Here is a 23,617-nt window from a genome sequence, read left to right as displayed (position 1 = left end):
CCCCCGATTCCTCCCGCAGGGCGCGAGAGGACGAGAGTCCCCTCCCGATCCCGCACGAACAGCGCCGTGAGACGCCGGAAGGCCCGGGCGGACCCGGGCCTTCCAGTGGAGCGGATCAGCCTCGCGGCTTCTCCTTCATCTCGATCGTCTCGATCTCGTCGCCGATCTGGATGTCGTTGTACTTTCCGAGTCCGATACCGGCCTCGTAGTCCGTACGGACCTCCGTGACGTCGTCCTTGAAGCGACGCAGCGACTCGATGGCCAGGTTGTCCCCGACCACGACGCCGTCACGGATGACGCGCGCCTTCGAGTTGCGGGTGATCGTGCCGGAGCGGACGATGACACCCGCGATGTTGCCGAACTTGGAGGAGCGGAACACCTCGCGGATCTCGGCGACACCGGACTGGACCTCCTCGAACTCGGGCTTGAGCATGCCCGTGAGCGAGTTCTCGACCTCTTCGATCGCGTTGTAGATGACCGAGTAGAAGCGGATGTCCACTCCTTCTCGAGCAGCGCGCTCGCGGGCCTTCGGGTCGGGGCGGACGTTGAAGCCCACGATGATCGCGTTGTCGATCGTCGCGAGGTTGACGTCCGACTCCGTGATCGCACCGACACCGCGGTGGATGATGCGCAGCTGCACCGAGTCGTCGACCTCGATCTTGACGAGCGACTCCTCCAGCGCCTCGACGGCACCGGACACGTCGCCCTTGATGATGAGGTTGAGCGACTCGACCTTGCCCTCCTCGAGAGCACGGGTGAAGTCCTCGAGCGAGATGCGCTTGCGGGCCTTGGCCAGCAGGGCGTTGCGCTGAGCGGCTTCGCGCTTCTCGGCGATCTGACGGGCCGTGCGGTCCTCCTCGGTGACGAGGAAGGTGTCGCCGGCGCGGGGCACGGACGAGAGTCCCTGCACCTGCACCGGACGCGACGGCACGGCTTCGAGGACGGCGTTGCCGTTCTCGTCCGCCATCGCACGGACGCGGCCGTAAGCCGTTCCGGCGACGATCGCGTCTCCTACGCGCAGCGTTCCCGACTGGATGAGCACGGTCGCGACCGCACCGCGTCCCTTGTCGAGCTTCGCCTCGATCGCGACTCCGCGCGCCTCCTTGTTGGGGTTGGCGCGCAGGTCGAGACCGGCGTCCGCGGTGAGCAGCACGGCGTCCAGGAGGTCCTGGATGCCGGTGCCCGCGCGAGCCGACACGTCGACGAACATGACGTCTCCGCCGTACTCCTCGGCGACGAGCCCGAACTCGGTGAGCTGCTGGCGCACCTTGGCCGGGTTGGCGTCGGGCTTGTCCACCTTGTTCACCGCGACCACGATCGGCACGTTGGCCGCCTGGGCGTGGTTCAGCGCCTCGATGGTCTGCGGCATGATGCCGTCGTCCGCCGCGACCACGAGGATCGCGATGTCCGTGACCTGGGCACCGCGGGCTCGCATGGCGGTGAACGCCTCGTGACCCGGGGTGTCGATGAAGGTGATCGGGCGCTCGATGCCCTCGTGCTCCGCGACGACCTGGTACGCACCGATGTGCTGCGTGATGCCGCCCGCCTCGCCGGCGACGACGTTGGCGTTGCGGATCGCGTCGAGCAGGCGCGTCTTTCCGTGGTCGACGTGACCCATGACGGTGACGACCGGCGGACGGATCTCGAGGTCCTCGTCCGTCTCGTCGTCGAGCTCCTGCTCGAGGTCGAGACCGAAGCCCTCGAGGAGCTCCTTGTCCTCGTCCTCGGGCGAGACGACCTGGATCTTGAAGCCGAGCTCGGAGCCGAGCACCTCGAAGGTGGCCTCGTCGAGCGACTCGGTCGCCGTCGCCATCTCGCCGAGGGCGAAGAGGACGGTGACCAGGTTGCCGGGGGGCACCGGCACGCCGGTCATGGCCTCGATCTTGTCGGCGAAGTCCGAGATCGACGCGCCGCGGCGCAGACGGATGACCGTCCTGCCGTCGCCGCGGGGGACGCTGACGCCGCCGAGCGACGGGGCCTCCCTGAGCTCGAACTCCTGACGCTTCGTGCGCTTGGACTTCCGGGCCTTGCTCTTGCCGCCACCGCGACCGAAGGCTCCTGCGGTTCCACCGCCGGGGCCGCGACCGCGACCGCCGCCGCCACCGGGACGAGGGGCGAAGCCGCCACCGGCACCGGGAGCGCCGCCGGGGCGCTGGAAGCCGCCGCCGGCCGGACGACCGGCACCGCCGGGACGTCCTGCTCCGCCGCCGGGTCCGCCGGGACGCTGGCCGAAGCCGGCGGGGCGCTGGCCCATGCCGGGTCCGCCGGGTCGGGGCGCGCCGGGGCGCGGAGCAGCCGGGCGGGGGATGTTGCCCGGGGTCGGACGCGATCCCATGCCCTGCGAGCTGGCGAAGGGGTTGTTGCCGGGGCGCGGGGCGGCGGGACGCTGTCCCATGCCCTGGTTGCTGGCGAACGGGTTGTTGCCCGGGCGCGGGGTGCCGCCGGGGCGGTTGGAGCCGCCCGAGGCGCCGCCGGGGCGCGGGGTGTTCGCGGCGGGAGCCGGACGCGGGGTCACGGGCTTGGGTCCGCCGGGGGTCGCGCCGGACGCCGGCTTCTCGGCGGCGGCCGGAGCCGCGGGGGCCTCGGTAAGAGCCGGAGCGGCGGCCTCGGCGGGCGCGTCCTTGGCTGCCTGAGCGCGCTGAGCGGCCGCGGCCTCCTGGGCGGCCTGAGCCTGGGCCTGGCGCTCGGCGACCGACATCGGCGGTGCCGGCGCCGGAGCGGGCGGCTTGGCCGGTCCGGGCGTGGGCGCGGACGGACGCGCGCCGGAGGGGCGCGGGGCCCCGGGACGGGCGCCGGCGGCGGGGGCGGCCGGGGTCGCCGACGCTCCCGCGGAGGAACCGCCCTGGCCCTGGAGGGCCTGGCGGAGCTTGCGCGCCACCGGGGGTTCGATGCTCGAGGACGGGCCCTTGACGAACTCGCCGAGCTCCTTCAACTTCGCAAGTGCGACCTTGCTATCGACACCCAGTTCGGATGCGATCTCGTGTACGCGTGGTTTTGCCACTTCTCTCCTGTCTTGGGCCTGCACCCAAGACGGGGGCAGGCGTCACGAACGGACGGGTCTCATTTCGAGCCGCTCATCAGTCTTCGCTCATGATCAGTTCACGGGCCGTTCTGCCTGTTCTCTATGGTGTGATCGTGCGCTGCTCCGGCCCCTCCGGTCGAGGGGCCGAGCCGGTCGGATCGTGCGATGTACTGCTCCAGCTCGCTCGCGTCCACGCTCTCGCGCGTCCGGAACGCTCTTCCGAACGCGCGGCGCTTGACCGCGAGCTCGTAGCAGTCGGCTGTGTCGTGGAGCCACGCTCCCCGACCAGGACGGACGGCACGCGGGTCTACCGCGAGGACGTTCGAGTGGAGGACCAGCCTCAGAAGAGAGGCCCGGGGGGCGCGCAGACGGCAGCCGACGCACGTTCTGACGGCTTCCACTCTACTCCCTCCCCTCCGGGACCGCTCCCCCGCACGGCCGATGCTCGGGGATCACTCCCCGTCCATCACCGAATCGGGCTGGATGTCGATCTTCGCGCCGGTCAGCTTGGCGGCGAGGCGGGCGTTCTGGCCCTCCTTGCCGATGGCGAGCGAGAGCTGGTAGTCGGGGACGAGCGCCCGGACGGCCTTGAGGCTCTGGTCGATCACGAACGCGCTGGTCACCTTGGCGGGCGAGAGCGCGCTGGCGACGAAGGTCGGCAGGTCGGAGGAGTAGTCGACGATGTCGATCTTCTCGTTGTTGAGCTCGGCGGTCACCGCGCGCACGCGCTGGCCGAGCTCGCCGATGCAGGCGCCCTTGGCGTTCACGCCGGGCTCGGTCGCGCGCACCGCGATCTTGGTGCGGTGGCCGGCCTCGCGGGCGAGGGAGACGATCTCCACCACGCCGGACGCGATCTCGGGGACCTCGAGGGCGAACAGCTTGCGCACCAGCGACGGGTGGGTGCGGGACACCTGGACCGACGGGCCCTTGGGTCCGCGGCCGACGCTCGTGACGTAGACGCGGATGCGGCGTCCGTGGCTGTAGTCCTCGCCGGGCACCTGCTCCTCGGGCGAGAGGATCGCCTCGATGGAGCCGAGGTCGACGTGGATCATCCGCGGGTTGGGGCCCTGCTGGATGACGCCGGCGACGATGTCGCCCTCGCGGCCCTTGAACTCGCCGAGCACGTGCTCGTCGGCGATGTCGCGCAGGCGCTGGTTGATGACCTGCTTCGCGGCGAAGGCGGCGATGCGGCCGAAGTCGCGCGGGGAGTCCTCGGCCTCGCCCACGACGGCGCCCTCCTCGTCGAGCTCGGGCACGAAGACCGAGACGTGACCGGTCTTGCGGTCGAGGTGCACGCGCGCGTCGACGGCGGTGGCCTTGTCGGCGTCGTCGGCCTGGCCGATGTGCTTGAGGTAGGCGGTCAGGATCGCCTGCTCGATGATCTGCACGAGTTCCTCGAAGGGGATCTCGCGCTCGCGCTCCATGAGTCGCAGAACGCTCAGGTCGATGTCCACGGGCGGGCCTTTCTCTCTATTCACTTGGATGCCGCGGTGGTGACCGCGGTCGTTCGCCTGCCGGGCTCTCACCCGGATCAGCCCTCAAGGGTACCCGACGCGGCCCGGGGTTCCACCCGCGGATCCTGCCGACGCACGGAGGGCCCCGCCTGCCACGGGAAGCGGTGGCGGGGCCCTCGGCGTTTCGGGTCTAGGCGCCCAGTCGGGCGAGCGCCTCGACGACCGGGAGCTGCTCGCGCTCGCCGGACCGGCGGTCCCACAGCTCGACGATCCCGTCGGCCGCTCCTCGGCCCGCGATGACGATCACGGGCACCCCGATCAGCTCGGCGTCGCCGAACTTGACGCCGGGCGAGACCTTCGGGCGGTCGTCGATCAGCACGTCGCGGCCGACGGCCTCGAGGGAGGCGCCGACCGACTCGGCGAGCTCGAGAGCCGCCGCGTCCTTGCCGGTCGCGATGACGTGCACGTCGAACGGCGCGACGTTCGCGGGCCAGAGCAGTCCTCGGTCGTCGTGGGTGGCCTCGGCGATGATGGCGAGGATGCGGGTCACGCCGATGCCGTAGGAGCCCATCGTGACGGTGACGAGCTTCCCGTTCTCGTCGAGCACCTTCAGCCCGAGGACGTCGGCGTACTTGCGGCCGAGCTGGAAGACGTGGCCGATCTCCATGCCGCGGGCGGTCTCGATCGGGCCCGAGCCGTCGGGCGCCTCGTCGCCGGTGCGGACGTCCGCGACCTCGACGGTGGCGTCGCCGTGGAAGTCGCGGCCGGCGACCAGGTCGAGGACGTGCTGCCCGGAGACGTTGGCCCCGGTGATCCAGGCGGTGCCGTCGACCACGCGCGGGTCGAGCAGGTAGCGGACGCCGGTCGCCGACTCCTCGCCCAGGACGGCTCCCTCGGCCGACCAGGGTCCGATGTAGCCCTTGACCAGTCCGGGGTGCTTCGCGAAGTCCTCCGCCGTGGCGGCCTCGACCTCGGCCGGGGCGAAGGCCACCTCGGCGCGCTTGAGGTCGACGTCGCGGTCGCCGGGCAGGCCGACGATCACGAGCTCGCGGGTGCCGTCGAGCGCGGTGAGCGCGAGGACGACGTTCTTCAGGGTGTCTGCGGCGGTCCAGGCGCGGCCGTCGGGGCGGGGCTGCGTCGCGTTCGCCAGGTCGACCAGGGTCTGGATGGTCGGGGTGTCGGGCGAGTCGAAGACGCGCGCCTCGGGCAGGCCCTCGACGGGCAGCGCCGCGGGGACGGGCGTGCGGTACGCCTCGACGTTCGCCGCGTACCCTCCCGCCGACCGGACGAAGGTGTCCTCGCCGACGGGGGTGGGGTGCAGGAACTCCTCGCTCCGGGAGCCGCCCATCGCTCCGGCGTCGGCCTGCACGATAACGTACTCCAGGCCCAGACGGGCGAAGATCCGCTCGTAGGCGTCGCGCTGGCGCTGGTAGCTCGCGTCGAGGCCGGCGTCGGTGTAGTCGAAGGAGTACGCGTCCTTCATCGTGAACTCGCGGCCGCGCAGGAGGCCCGCGCGGGGCCGCGCCTCGTCCCGGTACTTGTCCTGGATCTGGTAGATCGACAGGGGCAGGTCCTTGTAGGAGGAGTAGAGGTCCTTCACGAGCAGCGTGAAGAACTCCTCGTGCGTGGGAGCCAGCATGTAGTCGGCGTCCTTGCGGTCCTTCAGGCGGAACACGCCGTCGCCGTACTCGGTCCAGCGGCCCGAGAGCTCGTAGGGCTCGCGGGGCAGGAGCGCGGGGAAGTGCACCTCCTGGGCGCCGGCGGCCTCCATCTCCTCGTGGATGATCCGCTCGATGCGGCGCTTGACGCGCAGTCCCAGCGGCAGCCAGGCGAAGACGCCGGGCGCCTGACGGCGGATGTAGCCCGCGCGGACGAGGAGGCGGTGGCCCGCGACCTCGGCGTCGGCGGGATCCTCCCGGAGCGTGCGGACGAACAGATGCGAGAGACGGGTGACCACGAGGGACGATCCTATCCGCTGCGCTCCCCCGGCTCGCGAGGGCGCCGGGAGCCTCAGTCGGGGATCCGCGAGAAGACGACCGCTCCGCCCGTGCCGTCCAGCAGCACGTCGTCGGGGGTGCCGCCGATCGTCATCGGGCCGGAGAGGAGCGCCCTGAGCCGGATGGCCTCGGGGCTCGGCGTGTCGGAGCAGGTGTCGGAGCCGGTCACCTCGTCGCCGGGGACCAGCACGCCGTCGTCGATCCGGTAGGCGGCGCTGACCACGAGGCAGCCGGTGCCGACGACCAGGGTCGGCGCACCCCCGACGCTCTCGGAGCGGAGGCGGACGCGGGCGTCCTCGACCCAGGCCGTGTACGGGGTCTCCCCTTCGGCCGCGGTCAGCACCCAGCGGTCGCAGCCGAAGGGGTCCTGCGGGGTGCGGCTGTCGATGCATTCGCCGGCCTCGGAGGACGGGCCGCTGCGGAGCGCGGCGACACCGGAGGCGAGGAGCGCGGCGGCGACGACCACGAGCGCGAGGCGCAGTGCGGGGCGGACCACGTCGATCCGCCCCGCGCCGTCAGTTCGCGCCGACGGTGACGACCGGGGCTCCGGTCGAGGTGTCGTCGGCCGGCATCTCGGCGGCCAGGCGGTTGGCCTCCTCGATGAGGGTCTGGACGATCTCGGCCTCGGGGACGGTCTTGATGACCTCGCCCTTGACGAAGATCTGGCCCTTGCCGTTGCCGGAGGCGACGCCCAGGTCGGCCTCGCGGGCCTCGCCGGGTCCGTTGACGACGCAGCCCATGACGGCGACGCGCAGCGGGACGCTCATGCCCTCGAGGCCGGCGGTGACGTCGTTGGCGAGCGTGTAGACGTCGACCTGCGCGCGGCCGCAGCTGGGGCAGGAGACGATCTCGAGCTTGCGCTCGCGGAGGTTCAGCGACTGGAGGATCTGCAGGCCGACCTTGACCTCCTGCGCGGGCGGGGCCGAGAGGGACACGCGGATGGTGTCGCCGATGCCCTCGCCGAGGAGGATGCCGAAGGCGGTGGCGGACTTGATGGTCCCCTGGAACTCGGGGCCGGCCTCGGTGACGCCGAGGTGGAGGGGCCAGTCGCCGCGCTCGGCGAGCTGGCGGTAGGCCTTCACCATGACGACGGGGTCGTTGTGCTTGACCGAGATCTTGAAGTCGTGGAAGTCGTGCTCCTCGAAGAGGCTGGCCTCCCAGACGGCGCTCTCGACGAGGGCCTCGGGGGTGGGCTTGCCGTACTTCTGCAGGATGCTCGGCTCGAGGGAGCCGGCGTTGACGCCGATGCGGATCGAGACGCCGGCGGCCTTCGCGGCGGCGGCGATCTTGCCGACCTGGTCGTCGAACTTGCGGATGTTGCCGGGGTTCACGCGGACCGCGGCGCAGCCGGCGTCGATCGCGGCGTAGACGTAGTTGGGCTGGAAGTGGATGTCGGCGATGACCGGGATCTGGCTCTTCTTGGCGATGATCGGCAGCGCCTCCGCGTCGTCGCGGCTCGGCACCGCGACGCGGACGATGTCGCAGCCGGACGCGGTGAGCTCGGCGATCTGCTGGAGGGTCGCGTTGATGTTCGTCGTCGGTGTGGTGCACATCGACTGGACGCTGACCTGCGCGTCACCGCCCACGAGCACCTTGCCCACCTTGATCTGGCGGGACTTGCGGCGGGGGGCGAGGGTCATGGGGACCTTGGGAAGACCCAGATTCACTGCTGGCACGCGCCCCATCGTACGCGCGCCGCGGGACCCCTCGTCCGCTCGCCGCACCTTCCCAGCCGCCGCCCCTCCTGCGCGCCTCGGAACCCGTCCACCGCACCTGCTCTCAGCCCGAGACCGCACGACGATCCGCGGTCGCCTCGCTCCCGAGCCGAACCGCCGATCCCGTCCGAGCGACCGGCCCCAGCCGCCCGCACCCCGCTCCATCCACACCCCACCTCGCAGAGCCGACCGCACCACGCCGGGCAGGGACCGCCCTGCCACCCCTGAGGCGAACGGGTGAATCGCGTCCCAGCGATTCGCTCCAGCCGTCCGCACCCCGCTCCACCCACGCCCCCACCCCGAGAAGCCGACCGCGCCACGCCGGGCGAGGCCCGGCGTGGAATCCAACTCAGAACAGCGTGATCGGCTTGACGATGTCGGCGTAGATGAGGAGGGCGCTCATGCCGCCGAGGACGAGGACGACGACGTAGGTGAGCGGGAGCAGGCGGGCGATGTCGACGGGGCCGGGGTCGCGGCGTCCGAAGAGCTTGGCGATCCGGCGGCGCAGGCCCTCCCAGAGGGCGCCGGCGATGTGGCCGCCGTCCATGGGGAGCAGCGGCACCAGGTTGAAGACGAGGAGGGCGACGTTGAGCGAGGCGAGGACGCCGACCATCGTCTGCACCTTCGACACGACGGGGAGCTGGTCGGAGGCGGCGATCTCGCCCGCGATCCGGCCGACTCCGACGACGCTGATCGGGCCGTTGGCATCGCGCGCCTCCGAGCCGAACGCCGCCCGGGCGACGTCGATGAGGCGCTGCGGCAGGTTGAGGATCACATGGGCGACGCTGGTGATGTTCGACCAGACCGTCTCGGGCACCGCGGTGACCGGCTGCTGCGCGAGGGCCGATGTGGGCGAGATGCCGATGAAGCCGACCGTCTGCGTCTCGATCGCACCGGAGGCGTCGGTGACGGGGGCGCCGTTCGCGTCGGTCACCGCGACCTCGTTCTCGGCGGGGGTGATCGTGAGGGTCAGCGGGGCGCCGTCGCGCTGGACGGACACGCTGAGCGGGACGCCCGCGGAGCGCTGGATGATCGGGGTCAGGTCGTTCCAGGTGCTCACCGGAGTGCCGTCGATCGCCGTGATCGTGTCGCCCGGCAGGAGGCCCGCCGCGGCTCCGGGTGCCAGCGGGTCATCGGCGGTGCAGGTCGCGGTCGCGCGCTGCGACTCCGGGACCACGCACTGCGAGACCGCGGCGAGGGTGCTGGTGCTCTGCGGGATCCCGATGCCGCAGAGGAGGACGGTGAAGAGGACCGTGGCGATCACGAGGTTCATGAAGGGGCCGCCGGCCATGACGATCACGCGCTTCCACACGGGGAGCCGGTAGAACGCGCGGTGGTCCTCGCCGTCGCCGATCGTCTCGGCGCTGGCGGCGCGGGCCTCGTCGATCATCGTGGCGTAGGCGCCGCGCCGGGGCTCCTCGAGCTGGGCCTCGGAGGACGCCAGGCCGTTGAAGAAGCCGGTGCTCGACTCCGTGGGCCGGTCCCCCGGGTGCTTCGGCGGGTACATGCCGATCATGGCGATGTAGCCGCCGAGCGGGATCGCCTTGACGCCGTACTCCGTCTCGCCGCGTCGCCGGGAGAAGAGGGTCGGCCCGAACCCGATCATGTACTGCGTGACCTTGACCCCGAACAGCTTGGCGGGGAGGAGGTGCCCGACCTCGTGCAGGGCGATGGAGAGGGCGACGCCGACGGCGATGATGACGACGCCGAGGACGAAGAGCAGCACGGATTCCACCGACACACTGTAGGCCGGGCCCGCCCGTCCACGCTGGGGTGCGCCTGCACGGATCCGATGAACTCCGCGAGCGAGCGGATCGGCGGCGCGACGTCCGCCGACACGGATCCGCGGAGACGGAGCCCGTCCGGATGACCCCTGGTCAGACTCCGGCGATCCGCTCGTCCGCCGTGCGGCGCGCCCACTCCTCCGCCGCGGCCAGCGACTCGCGGGTGAGCGCGCCGTCGACGCTGTGCGCGTCGACCACCGCCTCCACCGTCTCGAGGATGTCGAGGTAGCCGATCCGCCCGGCATGGAACGCCTGCACGGCCTGCTCGTTCGCCGCGTTGAACACGGCCGGGTAGGAGGCGCCCGCCTCCCCGACGCGCTTCGCGAGCCGGACCGAGGGGAACGCCTCCTCGTCCAGCGGCTCGAACGTCCAGGAGTGGGAGCGGGTCCAGTCGAGCGGGACGCCGACCCCGGCGACGCGGTGCGGCCAGTCGAGGCCGAGCGAGATCGGGAGCCGCATGTCCGGCGGCGAGGCCTGGGCGATCGTCGAGCCGTCGACGTACTCGACCATCGAGTGGATCACCGACTGCGGGTGCACGGTGACGTCGATCCGGTCGTAGGGGACGTCGAAGAGCAGGTGCGCCTCGATCACCTCGAGCCCCTTGTTGACCAGGGTGGAGGAGTTGGTCGTGACGACCAGGCCCATGTCCCAGGTCGGGTGTGCGAGCGCCTGCGCCGGGGTGACGTCGCGGAGGGAGGCGCGGTCGCGTCCCCGGAACGGCCCGCCGGACGCGGTCAGCACGAGGCGGCGGACCTCGCGGTGCTCGCCCGCGAGGAGGGCCTGGGCGATCGCGGAGTGCTCGGAGTCGACCGGCACGATCTGGCCGGGACCGGCGAGCGAGGTGACGAGCTCGCCGCCGACGATCAGCGACTCCTTGTTGGCGAGGGCGAGCGTCCTGCCCTCCTCGAGCGCCGCGAGCGTCGGGCCGAGCCCCACCGAGCCGGTGATCCCGTTCAGCACGACGTCCGCGTCGACCGAGCGGATCAGCTGCTCGGCCTCCTCCGCACCGAACGCCGTGTGCTCGACGCCGAACGCGGACGCCTGCTCGGCGACCGCCGCCCGGTTCGAGCCGGCGGCGAGGCCGACGACCTCGAACCGCTCGCGGTTCGCACCGATGACGTCGAGAGCCTGCGTGCCGATGGACCCGGTCGAGCCGAGGATGATGACCCTGCGCATCCGCCCATCCTGGCACGGAGCGCCCAGCGCCTCCCGGTCAGCTGATGGCGAGGATGTCGACCACGAAGACGAGGGTGTCGGTCCCGCTGATCCCCGCGTTCTGGTTGCCCTGGTCGCCGTAGCCCTTCGACGGCGGGATGGTGACGAGCACCTGCGAGCCGACGGTCTGGCCGATCACGGCCTCCTTGAAGCCCTCGATCACGTCGCCGGTGCCGAAGGCGGCGGGAGCGGGCTTCCCCCAGCTCTGGTCGAACACCTCGCCGGTGCCCCAGACCACGCCCTGGTACTGCACGATCAGCTGGTCGCCGTCGGCCACGGTCGCGCCGCTCCCCTTCTTGAGGACGGCGAGCTGCAGGTCGGCGGGCGGGTCGGTCGAGGGGATGGTGACGGTGGGCGCCCCGTCCTCGGCGAGCGCCACCATCGGCAGGCCGTCGACCGGGGGCTGCGGCTCGCCGTCGGCGGCGGTCGGCACGATCTGCTCGACGTCGATCACCATGACGATCGAGTCGGTCGCGGCGATGCCGAACTGGCTCTGCCCGGCGTCGCCGAACGCGTCGGCCGGGGGAACGACGGCGACGACGCGCGAGCCGACGGTCGCGCAGTTGACGGCCTTCACGAGGCCGGCGAGGTACTGGTCGGTGTCGACCTCGAAGGCCGCGCGGCCACCGGACGCGTAGCTGCTCGCCGAGAACTCGGCACCGCTCGTCCCGTTGTAGAGCGTGTAGTCGACCAGCACGGTGTCGCCCTCGGCGACCTCCTCGCCGGTGCCCTCGATCGCGACCGAGCGCTCGGTGGCGTCCACGCTGACCGGGCTGGGGAACACGGTGACCGGCTTGGTGGCGAAGTCGCCGCTGGTCTGCACCGCGGCGGTCGCCTCGCCCTCGGTCGCGCAGCCGAGCGGGGTGGCGGAGGCGGACGGCGCTGCATCCGGCTCCCCGGGGGTGCAGGCCGCCAGGCTCAGGGAGGCGCCGAGGACGGCGAGGATCGCGAGGGTTCTGCGCACAGGGGCACCTTTCGTGACCGGCGGCGGCCGGTGGACGTTCGGGGATCGCCTCCATCCTGCACGGCGCGCCTCGCAACGCGCTGGGTGCGGGACCTCGAACGGTCCCAGGCCTACCATCGGGGAATGCGTGAATTCTCGGTCCCCCAGTCCCGAGAGCTCGTCACCGAGCTCCCCGGCCCGCGCTCCGTCGCCCTCCAGGAGCGCCGCGTCGCCAGCGTCTCCCGCGGCGCCGGGACGCTCGCGAACATCTACATGGACCACGCGTCGGGCGCGGTCCTGGTCGACGTCGACGGCAACCGCCTGATCGACCTCGGCTGCGGCATCGGAGTGACCACCATCGGCCACGCGCACCCCGCGGTCGCCGCGGCGGCCGCCGCGCAGGCCGAGAAGCTGACGCACACCCTCTTCACCGTCACTCCGTACGAGAACTACGTCCGGGTCGCCGAGAAGCTCGCCGAGATCACCCCCGGGGACTTCGAGAAGCACTCGATCCTGGTCAACTCCGGCGCGGAGGCGGTCGAGAACGCCGTCAAGATCGCGCGGAAGTTCACCGGCCGCCGCGCCATCGCGACGCTCGACCACGCCTTCCACGGCCGCACCAACCTCACGATGGCGATGACCTACCGCCCCTGGCCGGAGCGCGCGGGCATGGGCCCCTTCCCGGGAGAGATCTACAGCCTCCCGATCAGCTACCCGTTCCGCGACCCCGAGGGCATGACGGGCGAGGAGGCGGCCGAGCGCACCATCGACTACATCACCACCCACATCGGCGCGCAGGAGCTGGCCGCGCTCTTCGTCGAGCCGATCCAGGGCGACGGCGGCATCATCATCCCGGCGCCGGGCTACTTCCGCCGCCTGTCCGAGTTCTGCACCGAGAACGGCATCGTCTTCGTCGCGGACGAGATCCAGGCCGGCATCGCCCGCACCGGCACCTGGTACTCCATCGAGCACCACGGCGTGGTCCCGGACCTCATCACGACGGCCAAGGGCATCGCCGGCGGCTTCCCGCTCGCCGCCGTCACCGGCCGCGCCGAGATCATGGACGCCGTGCAGCCCGGCGGCATCGGCGGCACGTTCGGCGGCAACCCCGTCTCCACCGCCGCGGCGCTCGCGACGTTCGAGGCGATCGAGTCCGAGGGCCTGCTGGAGGAGGCGCAGCGGGTCGAGCGCCTGCTGCAGGCGCGGATCGGCGACTGGGCCGAGCGCTTCGCGGTCGTGGGCGAGGTCCGCGGCAAGGGCGCGATGTGGGGCGTCGAGCTCGTCCACCCGGGCACGAAGAAGCAGTACCCGGAGGCGCTCACGGCGATCCTGAAGCACGCCACCACGAACGGCGTGATCGTCCTCGACGCGGGCAGCTGGGACAGCGTGCTGCGGATCATGCCGAGCGTGGTCATCAGCGAGGAGCTCATCGACGACGCCGCGACGGTCATCGAGGAGGCGCTCGCCCAGTTCGGCTGAGCCGCCGCATGACCGGAGCGGCATGGACGCCCCGGTAGCTTCGTCGGAATGCGGATCGACGACGACCACGAGAGGCCGACTCCCCCGGGGATCGGCCTCTCCGCGCGTCTGGCGCGCCTGTCCATCGGCGGCGTCGGCCGGCTGGTCTACCGGCCGATCGTGGAGGGGCGCGACAACGTCCCGGCCGAGGGACGCGTGATCCTGGCGGCCAACCACCTCTCGTTCATCGACTCCCCGGTGCTGACGCTGCTCGCCCCGCGGCCGGTGCAGTTCCTGGCCAAGTCGGACTACTTCACGGGGACCGGCGTGCGGGGCGCCCTCTCGCGCGCCTTCTTCACGAGCGTCGGAGCGGTCGCGGTCGAGCGAGGCGCCGGCCAGGCCGCTCAGGAGGCGCTGGACCTCGGCCGGGCGATCCTCGAGCGGGACGAGGCGTTCGCCGTCTACCCCGAGGGCACCCGCTCCCGCGACGGGCGCCTCTACAAGGGCCGCACCGGAGTGGCGTGGCTCGCCCTCACCACGGGCGCGCCGGTGGTCCCCGTCGGCATGATCGGCACGCAGGAGCTCCAGCCGGTGGGCACGAGGGTGCCGCGCCTGCACCGGATCACGGTCCGCTTCGGGGCTCCGCTGGACCTCTCGCGGCACGGCTCCGCCGACTCCGGCCGCGCCCGACGCCACGCCACCGACGAGGTGATGGCGGCCGTCCACGCGCTCTCCGGGCAGGAGCTCGCCGGTGCGTACAACGAGTCGCCGCCGACGACCACGGTCGAGCGCATCCGCCGGGCGCTCCCGCACGAGCGCCGCTGAGCCTCAGCGCGCGGACGCCTCCGGCTCGTGGGCGACGGGGAAGTTCACCGAGTTCGCGATGAAGCAGAGCCGGGAGGCCTCGGCGTGCAACGTCTGGGCGATCGCCACCATCGACTCCTCGGCGACAGTGACGCGGGGCCGGAGGGTCACCGAGGTGAAGCGGCCGCTCTCCCCCTCCTGCAGCATCGAGCCCACCGCGTCGTCCGTGTAGCCGGTGACGACGACTCCGTTCTTGACCGCCACGTGCAGGTAGGAGAGGAGGTGGCACTGCGCGAGCGCCGCGAGGAGCAGCTGCTCCGGGTTCCAGCGGTCGGCGTCGCCCCGGAAGGGCGTGTCGGCCGAGGCGAGGATGGGCGCCGGGCCCTCCGCCGTGACGGTCAGCTGGCGCCCGTACTCGCGGTAGCCGCTCGTGCCGGTGCCCCGGTCGCCCTCCCAGACGACGGACACCGCGTACTCGTGCTCGGACTTCATCGGGCTCCTCCTCGACGGCGGTGGATCAGGCCGGTCGCGCCGGTCTGGACCTCTGGACGCGGAACCCCCGCGGGTAGACTCCGAGGACCATGACAGACACGCTCGCCCCCCAGGTTCCCACGTCCGCAGTCCCCCAGGAGCGGCGCGTCGCGACCGAGATCCCCGGGCCGCGATCCCGGGCCCTGCACGAGCGCCGCCTCGCCGTCGTGCCCACCGGCGTCGGCACCGCGCTCCCCGTCTACATCGACCGCGCGCACGGCGCGATCCTGGTGGACGTCGACGGCAACAGCTTCATCGACCTCGGCGCCGGCATCGGCGTCACGACGATCGGGCACACCGACGACTCCGTCGTCGCGGCCGCCGCGGAGCAGCTCGCGCGCCTCACGCACACCCTCTTCACCGTCACTCCGTACGAGCCCTACATCCGCGTCGCGGAGCTGCTGGCCCAGCACACCCCCGGCGACTTCGCCAAGAAGACCGTCCTGGTCAACTCCGGTGCCGAGGCGGTCGAGAACGCCGTCAAGATCGCGCGCAAGCACACCGGCCGCCCCGGCGTCGCGGTGCTCGACCACGCGTACCACGGACGCACGAACCTCACGATGGCCATGAACTTCAAGGCGCTGCCCTACGGCCTGGGCTTCGGACCCTTCGCCAGCGACGTCCACCGTGCGCCGAGCTCGTACCCGTACCACGACGGCCTGTCGGGAGCCGAGGCCGCCCAGCGCGCGATCTCGTACCTCGAGAAGACCGTCGGCGCGTCCGCCCTGGCCTGCCTCGTCGCCGAGCCCATCCAGGGCGAGGGCGGCTTCATGGTCCCCGCCGACGGCTTCCTCCCGGCACTGCAGGAGTGGTGCACGGCCAACGGCATCGTCTTCGTCGCCGACGAGATCCAGTCGGGCATGGCCCGCACCGGCGCCTGGTTCGCCAGCGAGCACCTCGGCCTCGTCCCCGACCTCGTCCTCTCGGCCAAGGGCATCGCCGGCGGCCTGCCGCTCGCGGGCGTGACGGGCCGCGCCGAGATCATGGACTCGGCGCAGGCCGGCGGACTGGGCGGCACCTTCGGCGGGAACCCCGTCGCCGCCGCCGCCGCCGTCGCGGTCTTCGAGCGCATCGAGCGCGAGGGCCTCCTCGCCGAGGCCGACCGGATCGGCGCACGCCTGGGCGCGGCGCTGCGAGGCCTGCAGGAGCGCTACGACATCATCGGCGACGTCCGCGGCATCGGCGCGATGATGGCGATGGAGCTCGTGCAGCCCGGCACCGCCGGCACCACGAAGGAGCCGAACGCCGTCGCGGTCCAGGCGATCATCGACTACGCCGCCCAGCACGGGGTCCTCGTGCTGAGCGCCGGCACCTACGGCAACGTGGTCCGCTTCCTGCCGAGCCTCGCCCTCACCGACGAGCTGCTCGACGACGCCGTGTCGGTCATCGCCGACGCGTTCGCCACCCTCTAGGCGCGATCCTCCGAAGGCCACCGCGGGCGCCGAGGCGCTCCCCGGTGGCCTTCGGCGTCTCCGGGAGCGCGGGACCGGTCGGCGCATCGGGCAGGATGGGGGGATGCCAGCAGGAACCTTCACCGTCGCCGAGTCCGTCGAGCTGGCCGTCGTCGAGCGATCCGGGTTCGTCGAGTCGCGCCACGCCGGCTCCGCCGTCCTCCTCGACTCCGAGGGCCGCGTCGCCCGCAGCCTCGGCACCCCGACGGCTCCCGTCTTCCCCCGCTCCTGCCTCAAGCCGTTCCAGGCCCTCGCGGTGATGACCGCCGGAGTCGAGCTGTACGGCGCGGAGGCGGTCATCGCCACCGCGAGCCACGCCGGCATCCCCCAGCACGTGGCGCTGGTGCAGAACCTGCTCTTCCGCGCCGGCCTGGACCACACCGCCCTGCAGTGCCCGGCCGACTGGCCCGGCGACTCCGGGACCCGCGCTCAATTGCTGCGGGCGGGCGCGACTCCGGACCCGCTCTACATGAACTGCTCGGGCAAGCACGCGGCGATGCTGCTGGCCTGCGTGCAGAACGGCTGGAGCACCGAGGACTACCTCGAGCGGACGCACCCGCTGCAGCAGCACATCGTCGACACGATCGAGCGCCTCACCGGCGAGCGCGTCGTGGCCTCGGGAATCGACGGCTGCGGAGCTCCCGTGCACGCCCTTCCTCTGACCGCGCTGGCGAAGGGCATCTCGCGGATCGTGTCCTCCTCCCCCGCCTCACCGTTCGGCCTCTACCGCCAGGCCGGCGTCCTCACGGCCGCGATCCTCGAGAACGCGTGGGCGATCGACGGCCCGGGCCGGGACAACACCGTCGTGATCGAGCGCCTGGGCCTGGTCGCCAAGCTCGGCGCCGAGGGCGTGCTCGTGATGGCCTCGCCCGACGGCACCACCGTCGCCCTGAAGATCCTCGACGGGAGCCTCCGCGCCGCGACCGTGGTCGCGCTGAAGCTCCTGGTCGAGGCGGACGCGGTGGACCGGACCGCGGCGAACGACGTGCTGGTGCGGCTGAACCCGGTCGTGTCGGGCGGCGGGCGCCCGGTCGGCGCGATCCGCGCCTCCTACGTCTGACCGCACGTCCCGGCACGCCCTGAGCTACTGCTCGCGCGCGAGGCGCTTCGCCCGGGCCGCCGCGGAGACCTGCGTGATCACCACCACGAGGATCGCCAGGACGAACACCGCCGATGCGATGACGTTCGCCTCCGCCGGGATGCCGCGCGCCGCCGCGATGTAGATGTACTTCGGGAACGTGGTGACCGATCCGGAGTTGAAGTTCGTGATGATGAAGTCGTCGAAGCTCAACGCGAACGAGAGCAGCGCCGCGGCGAGGATGCCGGGCAGCAGCAGCGGGAAGGTGATCCGCCAGAAGACCTGGTTCGGCGACGCGTAGAGGTCGCGTCCCGCCTCCTCCAGCTTCGGGTCCAGGCTCGCCACCCGCGCCTTCACGGTGACCACGACGAAGCTGATGCAGAACATCGTGTGCGCCAGCACGATCGTGACCAGCCCCTTCTCGGCGCCCACGCTGAGGAACTGCGCGGCGAGGCCGGCTCCGAGCACCACCTCCGGAGTCGCCATGGGGAGGAACAGCAGCAGGCTGATCGCCGACCGGAACCGGAAGCGGAATCGCACGAGCGCGATGGCGATCATGGTGCCGAGCGCAGTGGCCAGCACAGTGGCGATCACACCGACCAGCAGGCTGTTCCCGAAGGCGGTCATCACCTCCTCGCTGGTCCAGGCCGACACCCACTTGTCGAGGGTGAAACCGCGCCAGGCGAGGTTGCTCTTCCCCGAGTCGTTGAAGGAGAAGACGAAGGTGTACCCGATCGGGATGAGCAGGAAGAGCAGCGCCAGCGCCGTGTAGACGCCGAGCCCGAGGCCGCGGAAGCGGCGGCGGCCCCGGACCGGGGCGGGGGGCGGCGCGCCGAGCGCCTCCTGGGCGCTCGCGAGCGGACGGTCGGCCGTCGCGGTCACAGGAGGTCCTCCGTTCCACTGCGCTTCACGTAGAAGCCGACGATGACCAGGATCACGGCCATCAGCACGATCGAGAGCGCGGCGGCCGCCGGGTAGTTCTCGAGCGAGAGGAAGTTCGCCTCGATCGCGTTGCCCACCATCGAGGTCTGCGACGAGCCGAGGAAGTCCCGGCTCGCGTTGATGTAGTCGCCAGCCGCGGGGATGAACGTCAGCAGCGTGCCCGAGACGATGCCCGGCATCGACAGGGGGACGGTCACGCTCCAGAACACGGAGGCGGGGTGCGCGTAGAGATCCGACCCTGCCTCCAGGAAGCGCACGTCGAGGCGCTCGAGCGTCGTGTACAGCGGCAGCGTCATGAACGGGATGAAGTTGTAGGTGATGCCGAAGATCACGGCGATCGGCGTCCCCGTGAGGTGGCCGTCGCTCGGCAGGACCGCCACGGCCTTGAGCGCCTGCACGAGCGGGCTCTCGTCCGCGAGGATCTGCTTCCACGCCAGCGTCCGGAGCAGGAAGCTGATGAAGAAGGGCGCGATCACCAGCGTGAGGAGCAGGTTCTGCAGCAGCGGCCAGGGCCGCGCCTTCACTCCGATGAAGTAGGCCAGCGGGTAGCTGATCACCAGCGCGAGCACCGTCGCGATCAGCGCGTAGCCGAAGGAGCGGAGCACGTGCGGCCAGTAGTCGCCCATCACCACGAGGTAGTTCTGCCAGGCGAAGCCGGGGGCGTACTCGCCGATGTCCCCGTCCGGCACCTCGGCCTGGAAGGACGTGAGCACGAGCGAGATGAGCGGCGCCAGGAAGAACAGCAGCATGTAGGCGATGCCCGGCAGCAGCAGGACCAGCGCGATCGTCGACCGCCGGCGGACCGGAGCGTCCTGAGGATCCGCCTGCCCCGTGGCGAAGGCGGCGAAGGCCATGCCTACGCTCCCCCGCTGCGACCGGCCAGGAGCCCCCGGCGCTGCACGGCGATGGCGCTGGTGGAGTCGTCCGCCTCGAAGCGCGGGACCGAGCCCGGTTCGTCCGCGAGTCCGAAGCCGTGCTCGGTGCTGAAGCCGACCCACACCTCCGCTCCCTCGCCGACGACCGGCCCGAAGACCATGTTCTGCGCGAAGACGACCACCGGGCCCAGGCCCGGCATCCGGATCGTGTACTGGGTGCTGACCCCGCTGAAGGAGACGTCGACCACGCGGCCGGGCCCGAGCACGTTCCGGCCGGAGTCCGACGGCGGCTCCTGCGTCAGCAGCAGGAGCTTCTCGGGGCGGACGCCGACGGTGATCTCCCCGCTCGTGCGGGCGCAGCGGGCGACGGGCACGACGATCCGGTGCCCGCCCGCGTCGACGGTGAGTGCGCGGTCGGTGCTGCCGACCACCTCACCCGTGAAGAGGTTGGACTGGCCGAGGAAGTTCGCGACGAACGCGGTGCGCGGGAGCTCGTAGAGCTCCTCCGGCGCGCCCATCTGCTCGATCCTGCCCTTGTTCATCACCGCGACGGTGTCGGCCATCGTCATGGCCTCCTCCTGGTCGTGCGTGACGTGGAGGAAGGTGAGGCCCACCTCCTCCTGGATCGACTTGAGCTCCAGCTGCATCTGCCGGCGGAGCTTGAGGTCGAGGGCGCCGAGCGGCTCGTCGAGCAGGAGCAGGGCGGGCCGGTTGACGAGCGCGCGCGCGAGGGCGACCCGCTGCTGCTGACCACCGGAGAGCTGCGCGGGGCGGCGCTGGGCGAGGTGGTCGAGCTCGACCAGGCGGAGCGCCTCGTGCGCCTTGCCGACGGGGTCGGCGATCCTCCGCCGCTTCAGGCCGAAGGCGACGTTCTCGAGGATCGACATGTGCGGGAACAGCGCGTACGACTGGAACACGGTGTTGACGGGCCGCTGGTACGTCTTCGTCTCGGTGACGTCCCGCCCGCCGATGAGGATCCGGCCGGCGGAGGGCTCCTCGAGCCCGGCGACCAGGCGCAGCGTCGTCGTCTTGCCGCAGCCCGAGGGGCCCAGCAGGGCGAAGAAGGAGCCCGCCGGGATGGTGAGGTCCAGGGAGTCGATGGCCGTGAAGCCCGGGTACTGCTTGCTGATCCCGACCAGCTGGAGGTCGGCGCCGCTCTCGGCGAAGGTCCCGATCGCCATCAGATGCCCAGGAGCACCTTCTGGAACTCGGCCTGGTACTCCTTCTCCTCCGCGGCGGTCAGGGTCCGGAACACGTGCGCCTGCGCGAGCGTGTCCTCGTCGGGGAAGATCAGCTGGTTCTCGGCCAGCTCCGGATCGATGCTCTCCATGACGTCCTTCGCTCCATCCACGGGGGTGGTGTAGTTGACCCAGGCGGCCACCTCGGCGGCGACCTCGGGCTCGTAGTAGTAGTTCATCAGGGCCTCGGCGTTGGCCTTGCGCTCGGAGCCCATCGGGACCACGAAGGTGTCGTTCCAGAGCGCGCCGCCCGAGTCGGGGAAGGCGAACTCCCACTTGTCGCCGGCCTCGGCGTTGATCAGGGTGATGTCGCCGGACCAGCAGATCGCCGCGAGGGTGTCCTCGTTCTGCAGGTCGTTGAGGTACGCGTTCCCCTTGATGTTGCGGATCTGTCCGGCGTCGACCTGCTCGCGGAAGACGTCGATCGCGTTCATGTACTCGTCGTCGCCCCAGGAACCGGCGATGTCCGTCCCCTGAGCGAGCATGATGAGCCCGATCGTGTCGCGCATCTCGCTCAGCACGCCGACGCGGCCGCGGAGCGACGGATCCCACAGCTCCTCGATGCTCGAGAGCCCGTTCGGCAGCTTCTCCCTGTTCCAGCAGATGCCCGAGAACCCCGCCTGGTACGGGAGGGAGAGCCGGCGGCCCGGATCGAAGTCGGGGTTCGCCAGCGAGGGCGTGAGGTTGGCGATGTTCGGGATGTTCGCGTGGTCGAGCTCCTGCACGTAGCCGCGGCGGACCAGGCGCGAGACCATCCACTCCGTCAGGCAGACCGTGTCGGCGCCGATGTACTGCCCGAGCGCGAGCTGGTCCTTCACCTTGCCGTAGTACGAGTTGTTGTCGTCGACGGCGACGTTGTAGGTCACCGCGATGCCCGTCTGCTCCTCGAAGCCCTGGAGCGTGGGGTGGTTCCCGTCGTCGTCCTCGTCCATGTAGGCGGGCCAGTTGTCCCACACCAGGCGCGGGTCGCCGGCCGATCCGTCGGCGGCGGCGGTCGGAGCGGCACGGGTCTGCGGGGCGCAGGCGGCCAGGGCGAGGGCACCCGCTCCGAGGCCGATCCCGCCGAGGACCGCCCGACGCGAGAGGACCGCCCGGCGCTCGCGCTCGTGCGAGCGTGCCGCGGCGACGGCCCGGCGGAGGACGGGATCCCTCGGGAGGGGACGGGTCATGGCGGGGGCTCCTGACTGCGTCGGGGCTCGTGCCTCGGGGGCCGAACGTGGGGAAATACTGGCACAGCGCTCATCCGCCTGTCACGGCGAACGGAGGAGAACGCTCATCCGGAAACATGATCGTCACGAATTCCGCACCCGGAGGCCGTGTCGACCGCCGATTCGGTCCCCGGAGGCCGTGCCGTCAGCGGGTGATGGGCGGGCGTCCCGAGCCGCCGGCGGACCCGTCGACGCGCTCGACCGCCATCTCGACGGAGGAGAGCAGGATCCGGCTGCCGAGCTTCGCGCGGTAGCGGCGGCCGGCCTCGAGCGGGAGTGGCGCCTGGGTCGGCGCGACCAGCACGGACCCGTTGGCCGACCAGCGGTCTCTGACCCAGAGCCCGCCCTCGTCGAAGCCGAACTCGAGGTGGGTCTTGGAGAGGGATCGCGACGGATCCGGGATCGCGAGGATGTGCCGGAACGTCTCGTTGGGGTCCGGGAGCGGCTGGCGTCCGATCAGGCCGTTGCCGGTCACGATCGCGTGCTGCCCGGTCGCGAAGCTGAGGCGCACGAGCCCCTGCGAGGGCGGCGCCATCGGAGCGCCTGGGGCGGGACGCCGGTGCCGGCCGGGGGCCAGGCCCGGCAGCCAGGCACGGCGGGACGGATCGAGGACCGTCGTGTCGCCGGAGGACGAGGGGCGGGACGCACCCGTCGTGGCATGCGCCGCCACCGACGAACCGCACTCGCCGCAGAGGATCGCCCCGGGAGCGAGGTTGGAGCCACACGTGCTGCAGATCACCGAGAACGCCCTTCCGCTCACCATCGTACCCAGCGCCGGCGCGGGGAGCCCCGAGCCGGCCGAACCCGACGCGAACCGGCAGGCGCAGGACCGTCGTACGGCCGTTAGGAGCGTGCGGGCGGTCCGGCGGCACCACGACCGCGGCCGCCCCGTGCCGGGGCGCTGCTCGTCAGACCGGTGCGCCGGCCTCCTCGTCGCCGGTGACCGCGAGGACGTCGACGACGATCACGGTGACGTTGTCGCGCCCGCCGTTGTCCAGCGCGGCGTCGACCAGGGCGTCGGCCGCCTCCTGAGCGGAGCCGGTGCCGCTGAGCAGGTGGCCGACGCCGGCATCGGTCAGCTCCTTCGTGAGTCCGTCCGAGCAGATCAGCAGACGCGATCCGGCGAGGACGGGCACGAGCCGGTAGTCGGGGACGGGCGCCTCGTGGAAGCCGACCGCGCGGGTGATCACGTTGCTGTGCGGATGCACGTCGGCCTCGTCGCGGGAGATCAGGCCCGCATCGACCAGCTCCTGGACGATGGAGTGGTCCACGGTGAGCTGCACGAGGGTCCCGGCGACGCTCAGGTACACGCGCGAGTCGCCGATGTTGAAGACGGACCAGTAGGGCTCTCCCCCGACCACCGTGAGCGCGATCCCGGTGACCGTGGTCCCGGTGCCGACGTCGGCCGTGTGCGACTGCCGGGCGATGTCCCCGACCGCCTCCCGAAGCGCCCGGTCGATCTCCTCCGCTCCGACGGTCGCGCCGAGCGCCGCGGTGGACAGGCGGGACACGACCGCGTCGCTGGCGACCTCTCCTGCCGCGTGCCCGCCCATCCCGTCGGCGACAGCGAAGAGCGGGCTCTTGGCGAGGTAGCTGTCCTCGTTCGCGCTGCGCACGTGGCCGGTCTCGGTGCGCGCGGCCCAGCCGAGGGTGACTTCGGCCGAGGGTGCGTCGGAGCTCCAGGCGGAGACGGGGACGGTGACGGACGCGCGGCTGCGGCCGATCTGCGTCATCGCTGCTCCTCGCATCCCCGTGGCCCGCGGTCGTCCGGTCCGACGGCCCGTGACCGCCGGCGCCAGGGGTGCCCGGCCGCCTCCCGATGGTAGTCGCTGACGGCCCTCCGCCGAGCCGGCCGCCATCGCTGTCGCCCGATGTCCGTCGCGCAGACGGGTCGACGCTCCG

Annotated in this window: 20 protein-coding genes; 4 read left to right on the top strand and 16 right to left on the bottom strand. The window is 71.8% G+C overall.

What is annotated here, in order from left to right; translation table 11 throughout:
- Positions 1–115 precede the first annotated feature (115 nt).
- From infB to C5C10_RS01595, 9 genes are all read right to left on the bottom strand, one after another.
- On the bottom strand, positions 116–3,001 hold the full coding sequence (infB, locus tag C5C10_RS01635; protein WP_104328357.1) for a translation initiation factor IF-2: 2,886 nt from the start codon (positions 2,999–3,001) through the stop codon (positions 116–118).
- A 98-nt stretch (positions 3,002–3,099) separates the two neighbouring features.
- Positions 3,100–3,423: a YlxR family protein gene (locus C5C10_RS01630; protein ID WP_104225593.1), complete on the bottom strand. Its 324-nt coding sequence runs from the start codon at positions 3,421–3,423 to the stop codon at positions 3,100–3,102.
- Positions 3,424–3,474: 51 nt separating this feature from the next.
- Complete coding sequence (gene nusA / locus C5C10_RS01625; protein ID WP_104225180.1) at positions 3,475–4,476, bottom strand: transcription termination factor NusA; 1,002 nt, start codon at positions 4,474–4,476, stop codon at positions 3,475–3,477.
- 190 nt (positions 4,477–4,666) lie between these two features.
- The gene (locus tag C5C10_RS01620; RefSeq protein ID WP_104328356.1) at positions 4,667–6,433 is read right to left on the bottom strand and encodes a proline--tRNA ligase; all 1,767 of its coding nucleotides are present in this window, start codon (positions 6,431–6,433) and stop codon (positions 4,667–4,669) included.
- Between the two features lie 53 nt (positions 6,434–6,486).
- The gene (locus tag C5C10_RS01615) at positions 6,487–6,969 is read right to left on the bottom strand and encodes a hypothetical protein (RefSeq protein ID WP_104266976.1); all 483 of its coding nucleotides are present in this window, start codon (positions 6,967–6,969) and stop codon (positions 6,487–6,489) included.
- Positions 6,970–6,988: 19 nt separating this feature from the next.
- The gene (ispG, locus tag C5C10_RS01610; RefSeq protein WP_173244694.1) at positions 6,989–8,149 is read right to left on the bottom strand and encodes a flavodoxin-dependent (E)-4-hydroxy-3-methylbut-2-enyl-diphosphate synthase; all 1,161 of its coding nucleotides are present in this window, start codon (positions 8,147–8,149) and stop codon (positions 6,989–6,991) included.
- A gap of 388 nt (positions 8,150–8,537) precedes the next feature.
- Positions 8,538–9,923 carry an RIP metalloprotease gene (locus C5C10_RS01605; RefSeq protein ID WP_258060345.1) on the bottom strand — a complete coding sequence of 462 codons (1,386 nt, stop codon included), beginning with the start codon at positions 9,921–9,923 and terminating at the stop codon, positions 8,538–8,540.
- A 142-nt stretch (positions 9,924–10,065) separates the two neighbouring features.
- Positions 10,066–11,148, bottom strand: coding sequence for a 1-deoxy-D-xylulose-5-phosphate reductoisomerase (gene dxr, locus C5C10_RS01600; RefSeq protein WP_104328354.1), 1,083 nt, complete (start codon positions 11,146–11,148; stop codon positions 10,066–10,068).
- 37 nt (positions 11,149–11,185) lie between these two features.
- Entirely contained in the window at positions 11,186–12,151 is a 966-nt protein-coding gene (locus tag C5C10_RS01595) for an FKBP-type peptidyl-prolyl cis-trans isomerase (protein WP_181073361.1), read from the bottom strand.
- A gap of 123 nt (positions 12,152–12,274) precedes the next feature.
- Here C5C10_RS01595 and C5C10_RS01590 point away from each other — a divergent pair, with 123 nt between their 5' ends.
- Positions 12,275–13,609: an aminotransferase class III-fold pyridoxal phosphate-dependent enzyme gene (locus tag C5C10_RS01590; protein ID WP_104223043.1), complete on the top strand. Its 1,335-nt coding sequence runs from the start codon at positions 12,275–12,277 to the stop codon at positions 13,607–13,609.
- Between the two features lie 48 nt (positions 13,610–13,657).
- A complete protein-coding gene (locus C5C10_RS01585) occupies positions 13,658–14,413 on the top strand; it encodes a 1-acyl-sn-glycerol-3-phosphate acyltransferase (RefSeq protein WP_104223042.1) in 756 nt (251 codons plus the stop codon).
- 3 nt (positions 14,414–14,416) lie between these two features.
- On the opposite strand, the gene C5C10_RS01580 is transcribed toward C5C10_RS01585, so the two are convergent.
- A complete protein-coding gene (locus C5C10_RS01580; protein WP_104223041.1) occupies positions 14,417–14,884 on the bottom strand; it encodes an OsmC family protein in 468 nt (155 codons plus the stop codon).
- A gap of 89 nt (positions 14,885–14,973) precedes the next feature.
- Here C5C10_RS01580 and gabT point away from each other — a divergent pair, with 89 nt between their 5' ends.
- Positions 14,974–16,335: a 4-aminobutyrate--2-oxoglutarate transaminase gene (gabT, locus tag C5C10_RS01575; protein ID WP_104223040.1), complete on the top strand. Its 1,362-nt coding sequence runs from the start codon at positions 14,974–14,976 to the stop codon at positions 16,333–16,335.
- 103 nt (positions 16,336–16,438) lie between these two features.
- On the top strand, positions 16,439–17,434 hold the full coding sequence (locus C5C10_RS01570) for an asparaginase (RefSeq protein ID WP_104328352.1): 996 nt from the start codon (positions 16,439–16,441) through the stop codon (positions 17,432–17,434).
- A 24-nt stretch (positions 17,435–17,458) separates the two neighbouring features.
- Here C5C10_RS01570 and C5C10_RS01565 read toward each other — a convergent pair whose 3' ends face one another.
- From C5C10_RS01565 to C5C10_RS01540, 6 genes are all read right to left on the bottom strand, one after another.
- Positions 17,459–18,214 (bottom strand): ABC transporter permease, encoded by a 756-nt coding sequence (locus tag C5C10_RS01565; RefSeq protein ID WP_258060352.1) that lies wholly within the window; start codon positions 18,212–18,214, stop codon positions 17,459–17,461.
- 116 nt (positions 18,215–18,330) lie between these two features.
- Entirely contained in the window at positions 18,331–19,248 is a 918-nt protein-coding gene (locus C5C10_RS01560) for an ABC transporter permease (RefSeq protein WP_104328351.1), read from the bottom strand.
- A 2-nt stretch (positions 19,249–19,250) separates the two neighbouring features.
- Positions 19,251–20,450, bottom strand: a complete 1,200-nt coding sequence (locus tag C5C10_RS01555; protein WP_104328350.1) for an ABC transporter ATP-binding protein — start codon at positions 20,448–20,450, stop codon at positions 19,251–19,253.
- Positions 20,450–21,676, bottom strand: a complete 1,227-nt coding sequence (locus C5C10_RS01550; RefSeq protein WP_104328349.1) for a PotD/PotF family extracellular solute-binding protein — start codon at positions 21,674–21,676, stop codon at positions 20,450–20,452. Before C5C10_RS01550 ends, C5C10_RS01555 begins: the two co-directional genes overlap by 1 nt.
- Positions 21,677–21,860: 184 nt before the next feature.
- Complete coding sequence (locus tag C5C10_RS01545) at positions 21,861–22,250, bottom strand: hypothetical protein (protein WP_104328348.1); 390 nt, start codon at positions 22,248–22,250, stop codon at positions 21,861–21,863.
- Between the two features lie 373 nt (positions 22,251–22,623).
- A complete protein-coding gene (locus C5C10_RS01540) occupies positions 22,624–23,448 on the bottom strand; it encodes a PP2C family serine/threonine-protein phosphatase (RefSeq protein WP_104225583.1) in 825 nt (274 codons plus the stop codon).
- Positions 23,449–23,617 lie beyond the last annotated feature (169 nt).

It is taken from the genome of Rathayibacter sp. AY1A3, from assembly GCF_002930975.1.
GTDB lineage: Bacteria > Actinomycetota > Actinomycetes > Actinomycetales > Microbacteriaceae > Rathayibacter.
The sequence above is the reverse complement of the archived record's forward strand: the minus strand, read 5'-3'. Positions and strand labels throughout refer to the sequence as shown.

Coding starts and splice junctions, on each gene's coding strand:
- C5C10_RS01590 (WP_104223043.1), top strand. CDS start 12,275: ATGCGTGAATTCTCGGTCCCCCAGTCCCGAGAGCTCGTCACCGAGCTC.
- dxr (WP_104328354.1), bottom strand. CDS start 11,148: ATGCGCAGGGTCATCATCCTCGGCTCGACCGGGTCCATCGGCACGCAG.
- gabT (WP_104223040.1), top strand. CDS start 14,974: ATGACAGACACGCTCGCCCCCCAGGTTCCCACGTCCGCAGTCCCCCAG.
- C5C10_RS01570 (WP_104328352.1), top strand. CDS start 16,439: ATGCCAGCAGGAACCTTCACCGTCGCCGAGTCCGTCGAGCTGGCCGTC.
- C5C10_RS01585 (WP_104223042.1), top strand. CDS start 13,658: ATGCGGATCGACGACGACCACGAGAGGCCGACTCCCCCGGGGATCGGC.
- C5C10_RS01580 (WP_104223041.1), bottom strand. CDS start 14,884: ATGAAGTCCGAGCACGAGTACGCGGTGTCCGTCGTCTGGGAGGGCGAC.
- C5C10_RS01540 (WP_104225583.1), bottom strand. CDS start 23,448: ATGACGCAGATCGGCCGCAGCCGCGCGTCCGTCACCGTCCCCGTCTCC.
- C5C10_RS01545 (WP_104328348.1), bottom strand. CDS start 22,250: ATGGCGCCGCCCTCGCAGGGGCTCGTGCGCCTCAGCTTCGCGACCGGG.
- C5C10_RS01550 (WP_104328349.1), bottom strand. CDS start 21,676: ATGACCCGTCCCCTCCCGAGGGATCCCGTCCTCCGCCGGGCCGTCGCC.
- C5C10_RS01555 (WP_104328350.1), bottom strand. CDS start 20,450: ATGGCGATCGGGACCTTCGCCGAGAGCGGCGCCGACCTCCAGCTGGTC.
- C5C10_RS01560 (WP_104328351.1), bottom strand. CDS start 19,248: ATGGCCTTCGCCGCCTTCGCCACGGGGCAGGCGGATCCTCAGGACGCT.